Below are 11,070 nucleotides of genomic sequence, written 5' to 3' on the forward strand. Positions count from 1 at the left end.
TAATATACAACATGGCAGGTGAAGCCGTACAATCTAGAGTAGAGAAAACGCTTTCTTACGTACCATCAGGACATGTAATTAGTTACGGCCAACTCGCTGATTTATGTGGGTTACCTGGCAGAGCAAGAATGATGGGAAAATGTTTAAGAGAGATAAATATAGACTGTAACTGGCATAGAGTATTACGTAGTGACGGAAAAATTGCTTTTCCTGCTGGCTCGGAAAAAGCAGAGGAGCAACGACAGCGTTTAACAGCGGAAGGTGTTGTAGTTAAAAATAACCGGGTCAATATGAGAAAATTCGCATGGATGCCAGATTTACACACTATACTGGTAGAGTTAGAGTATTAGGGTTTGCAGTTATGAGACTCCTTAATAGCACCGAACTGCATTTGGAAAATAGTGTTGTGCATTTAGAATGATTAAAAAGATTACGATAGATCAGCTAATACCGGGTATGTTTGTTCATCAAATACTAGAGCAAAAAGGTACTTTAACAGTTAAAAGCCAAGGGCGTGTTATATCAAACGATGTCGTTAATGTATTGAAAAAGCAAGGCGTAAAAACGTTAGCTATCGATACTGAGAAAGCATTTGATCCTAGTAATAATTCAACTTCTTCTACGGACAATAGTAAGCCGAATAATTCGAATAAGGCTGAAAAAGCTAAAAAAGTTTCCCTTGAAAATGAGCTAACGAGGGCATCTAAACTTCACGAACAAGGCAAAGCGATTCAAAAGCTTTTGCTTGCTAGTGTTCAAAAGGAAACACCTTTTGATGCAAGCATTCCAAAAGCATTTTCGAGCAAGCTGGTGGAGTCAGTTGATAGAAATCCTGATGCGCTGCTTTGCTTAACTAAAATTCGCGAAAAAGATGATTACTTACTAGAACACTCCCTTAACGTTGCTATTCTGTTAGCGAATTTTGGCAAGTTTTTAGGTATGTCAGAAGAAGAGGTTCAAGATCTTTCTTACGCGGGTTTTTTGCATGATTTAGGCAAGATAAAAATTCCAGATGAAATACTTCATAAACCAGGTCGCTTAACAGATAGCGAAATGGATATTATGAAGGGGCATGTAAAGCACGGCGTAGACTATCTAAAAGAAACAGACATAGCGCAACCGCTTATACAGGCGATTAGTGAACACCATGAACGTTTAGACGGTCTAGGCTACCCAGCCGGAACCAAGGGTGACGACATTAGCAAAGCCGGACGTATGTTGGCTATTGCAGATATGTACGATGCGCTGACTGCGGATAGGGTTTACAAAGCAGGTATGTCTAGCCAAAAAGCATTCTCTATTTTAATGAATGATGCCCCCACCCGACTTGATAAGTCGCTTGTTCAGCAATTCATAAAATGCTTAGGTGTTTATCCCGTAGGTAGCCTAGTATTACTGTCTAATGAAAGGCTAGCTATGGTACTGGAACAGAAAGGTTCACCTCTTACACCATTGGTAAAGGTTTTCTATTCCGTCCGTAACAGTCATTATTTAACACCAAAAGATATTGACCTATCTATAGATAAAACCGTAAGCATCACAAAGGCTGTTATCGCTTCAGACTACAAAATAGACGTAAATGCATTCTTTGAGCGCTCTGTTTCGGTTGGTTAAAACGTTACCTATTGGCAACACAGTGTAGAGTTTACACTGTGTCGCTCCATCTCTTTTCTCTCATTTTACAAAAATAAACGCATCTGTTTAGCTTGGGTTCAGAATGTGTCGTTTAGAATTTATCGAGATTAGCTAATCAGGATAAGAAGGACTCGTCGTTTATCACTGATCTAACAGCAATAATTTTTTAATTTTTAAATATAGATAGTAGTATCAATACCCTGCTACCTATCTCGAAAATAATGAGTGGAACGTTAATTGCTAAACTTGAGTATAAGGTTAAGTAATTAATAGAAGTTTTTATACAAAGCCTATTGAGAGTGGCAATGGACATCTGGTACTTCTCAATACAGGGCTTTTAATCGAAAAAGAGGAAGTTATGAAAAAGACTCTTGCTGTAAGTTTGATTGCTGCATCATTAACGGTGGCTGGTTGTGCAAATGACCCTAACAATACGCAAAAAGGCGCTGCAATCGGCGCTGTAGTAGGCGCACTGCTTGGTAAAGCTACTGGCGATAACGATAAAAGTCGCTATGCGTGGGGCGCTGCGGTAGGCGCTATCGCAGGTGGTGCAATTGGTAATTACATGGATAAACAGGAAGAAGAACTTCGAAGCGAACTTTCTGATACTGGTGTTCAAGTGGTTCGTGAGGGCGATAATTTGCGATTGATCATGCCAGGTGATATTACATTTGCCACAGATAGCTCGAGCATTAGCCCTAACTTTAACCCAGTGCTTCAAGATGTTGCTAAAGTCGTAAACAACTACGAAAAAACCGTATTGATGATTAAAGGTCACACTGATGATACGGGGTCAGAGCAGTATAACCAGTCTTTATCTGAGCGTCGTGCAGGTGCAGTTAAAAACTTACTGATTAACTACTCAGTTAACCCCACACGTATTACCACTGTGGGCATGGGCGAATACTCGCCAAAAGTGCCTAACAACAGTGCGGCAAACCGTTCTATGAACCGTCGCGTTGAGATGGAAATTCAGCCGCTTACCCAATCTAATACTTAATGCCTAGTACGTAAGCGAAAGCGCTAAAAGCCCCGTATTAAAGCGGGGCTTTTTCGTTGTCCATTGTTTTAATTTGTTCGGCAACGCTGTCAGCTATTGAGTTAGGAATGGGTATAGCTAGATGGTATTGTGCTAGCTTCCAATCCTCGCCAACTTTTATCAGAACACCAGTCCCCCTTGTCTCGCCTAAACTCTTATTGTCTAGCAACTCGTCGAACCAAGCTATATTGCGGTCTGGCGAAAAATAGATATGTCTATCTCTAGGGTAATACGTCCATCCCGTACCTTTATCGAAATGGGGTTTCGCATAGGCTTTAAACGTTTCTTTATCCCAAACTTCCGACGCGTCAGTACCAATAAATATGGCATTTTCGTGATACAAGCTGAAATACGCTTTAAAGTTAGCAACGGACGCATTGTGATGCAGCGCATCAAGGGTTCGATTTACAGTGACCTCGGCAGTATTGGCACTGACCTTTGTTCCTACCCCTAAACAAAGCAATACCAAACCCAACAAAAAATGTTTCATGATTTTTTCCCAAACTTTCCGCGTTATGCTGATAAATCTACCGTGCCTACATCGGAAGTAAACTTCTATTTTTCGGTAACCTAACGCCTTAGGTGATTCATTTGTAGTTTAACTGAAAGATAAATGTAGCTTAGAGCTTAGCTTGTCTAATTAGCAGGCGTAAATACGCTCTAGATCACAAAGGGAATTTATATAGTTCGGAGGCGTCCGATACTTATAAACGATGCTGACGTTTTGCCATGTTCCACATGGAACAGGCTCTATACACTATTTTCCCAAACCATATAAGCCATGGTTCAGATTGGTTCTATTTACATGATATAAATAGATTTTCCTTTATAGTTCTTATAGTTCTGCAGCAGCTAAAGTTTCCAACTTAACTTAGCCATCATACTTCATTGTAGAATCTCGCAGTATAAGCGTGGGCTCGAAGCTCAGTTTAACGTCATTAGCTTGCCCATAAACTTTGTTTAAAATGTATTTCGCTGACATCTCGGCCATGTTAGCAACAGGGTTACTTACCGTCGTAAGTCGGGGAAATACATGATGTGCGAAAACGACGTCATCGAAACCAACAATTGATAGGTCGTGAGGAAGACTCATACCCAAATCTCGGGCGCAACTTATCGCTCCTGACGCCATCCAGTCGTTAGCACATACTAATGCGGTAAATGGTTGGTCTCGAGCCATCAGTTCCAATAATCCAAGCTTTCCGTCTTCTTCAGTATAATGGCCTTCAAAAACGAGTTCGCAGTTAACTAAAAGTCCAGCTTCAGACAGCGCACGATTGTGCCCTTCCAAACGCAGTTTGGCGTCCCGCTTTTCTATTGGACCTGATATATACGCAATATTTTTATGGCCTAATTCGAGTAAGTGGCGGGTGGCAAGATATCCCCCTTTTTCATTATCCAGCGTAGTGCACGCTTCAGAGAGACCCTCGACTTGCCTGTTAACTAAAGCAATAGGAAGTTTGGACTGATTAAGTTCTAATAAGTATTCATCTGACAGCGCCTCGGCGTGCATGATAAGTGCGTCGCAATTACGGCTTATCAAGAATTCCACCGCATCTTTTTCAGTTTCTAAGCAGTTTCGCCCTACAGTAATGATGACGTGCTTATCAGCAGCTCGTAACGTTGATTCTACTGCCTGCATCAAGTCGCCAAAAAAAGGAGCGTTTAGTTCAGGTACAAGCACACCAATGCTGTCTGTTCGGCTATTAGCCAAAGAGCGGGCGACAGAATTTGGACGGTAGTTTAATTCTTCTACCGCTTTTTCCACCCGTTCTCGCAGCACCTTATTTACCGAGGCTTTTCCGTTTAAAACGCGGGATACGGTAGATAGAGAAACACCTGCGCGCTCGGCAACTTGGTAAATGGTAGGCACGTGTAAAAACCTCGTTTCTTAAATCAATCACTTAACGTTTTTGTATTATGCCGTTATCGGCGGTTGTTCGCTACGTCGAGTAAGCAAAGCTTTAGTGACTTCTCGCTGTTTCTCGTCATTTAAAGGATACAAACAGATAAGTGCTGCTCCAGCGAAGCCGAATAATGCAGGTATCCAACTCATCAATGACTTCATACCAGGAAGAGATTGGTTGATAGTATTGACATCGAGTCCGTTGTAACCGTAGCTGCCCAACACCAATAGTACTAAAGCACCGGCAAAGCCGCCCCCGGTCTTTTGTACAAATGAGCCTGCAGAATACACAAGACCAGTAGCTCTACGTCCGGTTTTATACTCACTATAGTCCGCGGAGTCGCCCAGCATAGAGAAAAATAAGGTAGGTAAAATAGCTGCAAAAAATTCGGCACTGCAGCCAAGAATGAATATTCCGATCACATCACCTTGGGGCACAAAGTAAATGCCACAGGTTAGTAAGCTACTCGCTAAAAGCGCGACTATAAAAAGCTTCTTTCGTCCCATTATTGAAGATAGCTTAGCCGTAGCTAGCGCACCAAAAATGGATACCACGAGTAGAGCAATGAAGAAGTACCCTGTGAGTAGCTCATTTCCCATATAATATTTAAAGTAATAAGCAATAACGCCATATTTGATACCGTTAAACATCATGGTTAAAAAACCCATTCCCAATAGTATCAACCAAGGTTTGTTTGACAGTAAATCGATAATATCCTGCTGTGAGCGGGTGTTCATAGATTCTGGGCGACGAGTTAGCTGTTTAATTGCGATGGAGGTGAACACCATAACAGCTATAAAAATCACACCAGTTAGTATATCGCGGAAATAGAAAAAGGCTGTTATCGCTGAAAGTGGAATCAAAATTAGTGGCAGCTGTTTAGCTAAATCAGAAAGTTCAGATGACAAAGTGCGAGAGCGTTGAGATGATTTTTGTATGGTCACACGCTCTTTTGTGGTGAATACGGTAATGCACATTAACGCAACCAACAAGGCAGCAAATAGCCACATCGTATACTGATAGCCAGTAGCATCGTTACCTTTTCCTAACCAATCTACTAGCATGGGCAAGCAGCCCATAACTACTAAACCACCTAAAAAAGCACCAGCAAAGCGAAACCCAGATAGACTTGTTCGTTCCCTATCGTCGGTAGTCATTACACCCATTAACGCTGAGTAAGGCACATTATTAACCGTATACGCCAGTGTAAGCCCGATGTAAGTAAGGTAGGCATAAACCAGCTTGCCAGAGTAAGAAAGTTCTGGAGTAGTAAAACAAAGGATCATAAAAAGGCCAAGAAATGGCGTAGAGCCTAGTATCCATGGCCGAAACTTCCCCATTTTGGTTTGTGTTCTGTCGGCAATCATTCCCATAATGATATCGGAAACGCCGTCTGAAAGACGAACCACGAGGAACAACATGGCAGCGGCGGCCGCAGTAATACCAAAGGTGTCGGTATAGAATACTGCAAGATAGGCGAGCGCGCCTCGCCATACTAAGTTAGCAGCAGCATCGCCCATGCCATAACCTATTTTTTCTTTTATAGTCAGTTTATGGTCCATCGTTTTTTCCAACATCACTATGTTCGACTTGCTAGCAAAGTTTTGTAAACACTTGCGCTAAGTTTTGGTGTGCGCTTCTGGGTCTCAAAATCAACGTAAACTAGGCCAAATCGTTTTTCATAACCTTCTGCCCATTCAAAGTTATCCATGAGGCTCCATGCGAAGTAACCGCTCACTTTCACTCCTTCTTTGACTGCTTTATGGACCATATTTAAATGCTCATGGTAGTATTTAACACGGTCGACGTCGTTAACTTCGCCATCTATTAATTTATCTGCCATAGCAGCGCCGTTCTCAGTAATGAAAATAGGTGGCAGCGTGTACCGTTCATTTAATGACGTAAGTAAATCATAAAGTGCTTTTGGATAGATTTCCCACCCAATATCGGTTAACGGCCCTTGGTGAGGGTGTTCGAAAAATAATGCGTTTTTTTCCTTTGGCGCTGAATAGTGTAAACGCGTGTAGAAGTTAACGCCTAAGAAGTCGATAGGCTGGCAAATAATATCCAAATCCCCTGCTTCTATCGGTGGTCTGTCTGCTTCGTCTAGCTCGAATAAGACTTCAGGATAGCTTCCCTCCATCACTGGCTGCATATACCACTGATTGATATATTCATCAGCTTTGCGGGTGGCTAATAAGTCTTCTGATTTCTGTGTGGCGGGGTAGCATGGCGTGAAATTCAATACTATACCGGCTTCACTGTTTGGAACGTTTTCTCGAAGTGTTTTTATACCTAGCCCATGAGCTAGCAAAATGTGGTGAGCTGCAGTGCGTCCATTCTTCGTTCCCGTCCTGCCCGGCGCATGTACACCAATTTCATATCCGAGATAAGCACTGCAAAATGGTTCATTGAAGGTGGCGTAAGAAAAAACGTTTTCACCAAGAGCACGGGAAATTTTATCCACATAGTTTTGGAATTCATAAGCCGTTTGTCTGTATAGCCATCCGCCTTTGTCTTCTAAATATTGCGGCAGATCCCAATGATAAAGTGTTACGAATGGCTTAATGCCCTTCTCGTTTAGGGCATCAATTAATGTTTTGTAGAAGGCTACGCCTCTAGGGTTTAACTCACCGTTTTGCGTCATGACGCGAGGCCAAGAAATAGAGAAGCGGTAAGCGTCTACATTAAGGTCTAACAGAATCTCGAAATCTTCTCTCCAACGCGCAATGTGGTCGCAGGCCACATCGCCATTTGAATGATCGGCAATTGCAGAAGGACGCTCACAAAATCTATCCCATATACACTCTAAGCGATTTTCTACATCACCTTCAATTTGGAAGCTTGAGGTAGCGGTTCCATAAAGAAATGATTGCTTTAACAAAGGACTGTCTGCGGGCAGAGAAATACTGTGCATAATAGATAACCTCTTTTCTTCCTGCGCAAAGACCATATTGCGCAGGAAAGCAGTATGATAAATTTTTAATAGAGGTGAGTTATAGCACAAATAAAAAACAATTAGAAAGCGCTTTCTCGATATAATGTCATTTTTAAGTTAACAGATCTAGGGATGGTCAATTATCTGACATATATAAAAAATAGTGAGTCAAAAGCGATCTTTTATGTTATTTCTTTGAATTTAAAGTCTTTTTTATTTTAATTTCATCGTTCATTAGTTTAGAGAAGCACACTCTCTGTGAAATTATTGTAAAAAATGTGTTGATCTAATTCTCTTGTTGAATTAATGTTCGGAAAGCGCTTTCTTATCGAGGTTTTTTTGCTCGCTTTTTGAGAAAGCCCTTTCTGAGGCGCTAAAGGTTCAAACACACTTATATAACAGATGAAAGAGAGAGCGATCGTGACACACAAAACACCACACAAAAGTAAAATCGCAACAAGCTTGTCGTTAATACTGGGAACCGCATTAAGCAGTGGCGTTATGTCACCGGTCGCCGCACAAGATTCGGACAGCGATATTGAAGTGATTCAGGTATCCGGTATCAGAAGCAGTGTTCAAGAGTCGATGGGAATAAAACGTGACTCGTCGGGCGTTGTCGATGCCATTTCAGCGGAAGACATCGGAAAGTTTCCAGATACAAACTTAGCTGAATCCCTTCAGCGGATAACAGGTATCTCAATTAGTCGAAATAATGGTGAAGGTAGCCAAGTCACTGCCCGTGGTTTTGGACCTGATTTTAACATGGTCACCTTAAACGGTAGGACCATGCCAGGCTCTGCTTTACCTGGAGGCGGCGGTACGCCAAATTCTCGTGCGTTCGATTTTTCTGACCTTGCTTCTGAAAGTGTTCGGGCTGTGGAAGTGTATAAAACCGGCAGAGCTAGTATTGCAACGGGAGGAATAGGTGCAACGGTTAACATTCGAACTGCTCGCCCATTTGATGCAGCAGACAACGGCATAACTGCTAGTGTTGGTGCTAAAGCCTTGCACGATACCACAAATCGCGTGGGCGATGATGTTACGCCGGAACTGTCAGGGTTTATTAATTATCTTAATGACGACAATACATTTGGCGTGACATTTACGGGCTCTTTCCAGCAGCGCGACAGTGCAGCACAAGGTGCATTTGTTAATCAATGGAGAGTAAATCCTTTCGATGGAACTGTTCCTCAATCTCCAGACCCAGCGAACCCAGACAGCGGTGACCCTGTTGTATTAAATAATGCGCCAGCTATGGGACAACTGTTTGCTATTCCTTCTGACCTTCGTTACTACATGGCAGACCGAGAGCGTGAGAGAACCAATGCACAGCTAACGTTCCAATTTGCGCCCTCAGAAAAAATGACGGCTACGCTTGATTATACTTATTCGAAACAAGATCTCTATGAAGCGCGTGCTGAACAGTCAATTTGGATGGACGATAGGTATTTCGCTGAGCTAACTTTCGATGATGAAGCAGTTAAAACACCAATATTAATTTCACAAGAGCGCCGGGATTTGCTTCCTCGCGATTTAGGCCTAGCGCTACAAGAACTTAACCAAGTAAACGAAAATAAATCGATTGGCCTAAACCTTGAGTACTTCGTTAACGATGACTTTACGCTGGTTTTTGACCTTCATAACTCGTCAGCTGAAGGCCGCCCAGATGCCCCTTATGGGACGTGGACAAACTTAGGGCTAGGTGCAAATGTGGTTAAAGGGCAAGGCGTCGACTTTAGCGGCGATTTTCCTGTTATGTTTGTTGATTTTGACGATGCCGCGCGGGACAACTTGAACGGTAACGGCGTGTTAGATCAAGATGATGTGGGCACGTCAATTTTGGATATGAACTTTTCATCGCAAGATACTGAAATTACTCAAGCCCGTCTTGATGGGTCTTATAACATGGACACAGGAAGCATTAACTTTGGTATAGAGTCGCGTTCTATGGAAAGTACATCGCTTCAGTCACTAACGCGCCACACTATGGGTAACTGGGGAATAGAAAACCCAGGTGAATTACCTTCAGGCTCGCTAACTCCGCTCGATTTAGCAAGCGAATTTGATGACTTCAATACCGATGGTATGTTTTCTCAAGGTTTTACTGGGAGCGTGGCTGAGATTGGTGCATTTGCAGCGCAGCAGTATGGTTTTGACTTAGTTGCTAACAACCCGTTTGCTACCAACAGAACTATTGAAGAAGATATTACCGCCGTTTACTTCGAGCTAGACTTATCGGGCGAATTAAACGGAATGGAGTATAACCTTCTGACCGGTGTACGCTACGAAAATACCGATGTTACTTCAATTGCAAATATTAGTTTGCCCAGCGGTATAGCATGGGAAGGAAATAACGATTTCAATGTACGCTTCGGTAGTGAAATGGAAGACGTTGAAGTGGAAGCCAGCTATGACCATGTGCTTCCTGCGTTAGACTTCGATATTGAAGTGATTGAAAATGTGATTGCTCGATTCTCTTACAGCAAAACAATCGCGCGCCCTACCTATAACAATCTAAGTGCTGCTGCGTCAGTGTCGCCGCAAAGTGGACCTACCCTGCTTACCGATAGTATTACTGCAACGGCGAGTTCTGGTAACCCATCTTTGATACCGCTTGAGTCTGATAATTTAGACCTATCTGTTGAGTATTATTTTGATGAAACAAGCTATGTATCGGTGGGCTTTTACGACAAGCGGGTGAAAAATTTCATAGGTAATGAACAAGTTGAAGAGAACGTATTCGGCCTAAGAGATGTGACAAATGGCCCTCGCGCAGAAGCTGCGCGTGCAGAGTTAGAAGCCCGTGGAATTCCGGTAAACGATACATCTCTCTTTAATATGGTTGCTGCCATAGAAAACGGTATTGAATATGACTCATTAACCGATGAACAATTTGAGCAGCAGTTCGATATTCTACCGAACAGCGACGACCCTCTCATCACTTTTATCAACTCAAAGCCAGTGAACAACAAAGCCGCAAATATCTATGGCTTTGAAGTAGCTGCGCAACACTTCTTTGGCGACAGTGGTTTTGGTGTGTTAGCGAACTACACGTCTGTTAAAGGTGATATCGGGTTTGACAATGAAGCAGCACCCTCAATTACTCAGTTCGCGCTAGTGGGATTAAGCGACACTGCAAACCTAGTATTCATGTACGAAAAAGATGCGCTGCAAGCTCGTATTGCATACAACTGGCGTGACAAGTTCTTAGACACTACGTCTCAGTATATTAATGAACCGGGCTATACCGAAGCTTATTCACAAATTGATTTGAGTATCTCTTACGATATAACCGAAGATTTAACGGTGGCCTTCGAAGGTATTAATATTACTGAAGAAAATATTCGTCGACATGGGCGCACCAGTGCAATGCTTTGGAACTTGGATGAGTTTGGCGCAAGGTATGCGCTAAGTGCTAGATATACATTCTAAAAATTAGGGTGTGTTTGCCCGCTATAGCGCTTAGGGTTGCGCTTTAGCGGGCTTTTTTGTCATAGTGCTGTTTGAATAGTGTACAAAAAGCTTCCGCACGTGAGAGAAACAGAGCTTTT

The 11,070-nt window shown here is 42.5% G+C and carries 8 protein-coding genes; 4 read left to right on the forward strand and 4 right to left on the reverse strand.

Annotated elements, in window-relative coordinates; translation table 11 throughout:
* Positions 1-11: 11 nt before the first annotated feature.
* From IW644_RS12335 to IW644_RS12345, 3 genes are all read left to right on the forward strand, one after another.
* Complete coding sequence (locus tag IW644_RS12335; RefSeq protein ID WP_269917852.1) at positions 12-350, forward strand: MGMT family protein; 339 nt, start codon at positions 12-14, stop codon at positions 348-350.
* A 67-nt stretch (positions 351-417) separates the two neighbouring features.
* On the forward strand, positions 418-1,614 hold the full coding sequence (locus IW644_RS12340) for an HD-GYP domain-containing protein (protein ID WP_118491070.1): 1,197 nt from the start codon (positions 418-420) through the stop codon (positions 1,612-1,614).
* A gap of 379 nt (positions 1,615-1,993) precedes the next feature.
* Positions 1,994-2,635, forward strand: coding sequence for an OmpA family protein (locus IW644_RS12345; protein WP_179985088.1), 642 nt, complete (start codon positions 1,994-1,996; stop codon positions 2,633-2,635).
* A gap of 37 nt (positions 2,636-2,672) precedes the next feature.
* Here the strand turns inward: IW644_RS12345 and IW644_RS12350 are convergent, their stop codons facing one another.
* From IW644_RS12350 to IW644_RS12365, 4 genes are all read right to left on the reverse strand, one after another.
* The gene (locus IW644_RS12350; protein WP_269917853.1) at positions 2,673-3,164 is read right to left on the reverse strand and encodes a nuclear transport factor 2 family protein; all 492 of its coding nucleotides are present in this window, start codon (positions 3,162-3,164) and stop codon (positions 2,673-2,675) included.
* A gap of 381 nt (positions 3,165-3,545) precedes the next feature.
* Positions 3,546-4,547, reverse strand: a complete 1,002-nt coding sequence (locus IW644_RS12355; RefSeq protein WP_269917854.1) for a LacI family DNA-binding transcriptional regulator — start codon at positions 4,545-4,547, stop codon at positions 3,546-3,548.
* 45 nt (positions 4,548-4,592) lie between these two features.
* Complete coding sequence (locus IW644_RS12360) at positions 4,593-6,143, reverse strand: MFS transporter (RefSeq protein WP_269917855.1); 1,551 nt, start codon at positions 6,141-6,143, stop codon at positions 4,593-4,595.
* 17 nt (positions 6,144-6,160) lie between these two features.
* Positions 6,161-7,498 carry a GH1 family beta-glucosidase gene (locus IW644_RS12365; protein ID WP_269917856.1) on the reverse strand — a complete coding sequence of 446 codons (1,338 nt, stop codon included), beginning with the start codon at positions 7,496-7,498 and terminating at the stop codon, positions 6,161-6,163.
* 522 nt (positions 7,499-8,020) lie between these two features.
* Here IW644_RS12365 and IW644_RS12370 point away from each other — a divergent pair.
* A complete protein-coding gene (locus IW644_RS12370; protein WP_269917970.1) occupies positions 8,021-10,951 on the forward strand; it encodes a TonB-dependent receptor in 2,931 nt (976 codons plus the stop codon).
* Positions 10,952-11,070 lie beyond the last annotated feature (119 nt).

This window comes from Alteromonas sp. PRIM-21, from assembly GCF_027563165.1.
Classification (GTDB): domain Bacteria; phylum Pseudomonadota; class Gammaproteobacteria; order Enterobacterales; family Alteromonadaceae; genus Alteromonas; species Alteromonas macleodii_A.